This is a genomic window from Shewanella sp. ALD9 (assembly GCF_002836315.1).
Taxonomy (GTDB): domain Bacteria; phylum Pseudomonadota; class Gammaproteobacteria; order Enterobacterales; family Shewanellaceae; genus Shewanella.
In genome coordinates this window covers 1-345 of record NZ_PJCD01000026.1, presented here as the reverse complement: position 1 = coordinate 345, position 345 = coordinate 1, and the positions used below count along the sequence as shown (strand labels likewise).

The 345-nt window shown below is 43.5% G+C and carries 1 protein-coding gene; it reads left to right on the top strand.

Annotated elements, in window-relative coordinates; translation table 11 throughout:
* Positions 1-345 (top strand): IS3 family transposase (locus CXF88_RS14395; protein WP_157822804.1); only part of this gene is annotated, 345 nt, incomplete at both ends.

The window sequence follows — 345 nt, the reverse complement described above, 5'->3', positions numbered from 1 at the left end:
TATCAAACGATAGCATTAATTGAATTGTTATCGAGAGAGCAGAACATCGTCAAACAGCTTTGTCATTTGTTTGAAATACCGCGTAATAGCTACCATTATCATCTCAAACATCGTGGATTAGTGAAGCCTGAACGTGAGAAATTGCGCCAGCAAGCAATTGCTATCCACCGTGATAGCCGAGGCTCTGCTGGCGCGAGAACGATAGCAGGCCAGCTTAATCAACTGGGTGAAAATGTTGGCCGTTATAAGGCCGCGAGTTTAATGAGAGATGCAGGGCTAATCAGTAACCAACCCAGAAAGCATCGTTACAAGATAGCCAATGATGAATCTAAAATAGCCCCTAAT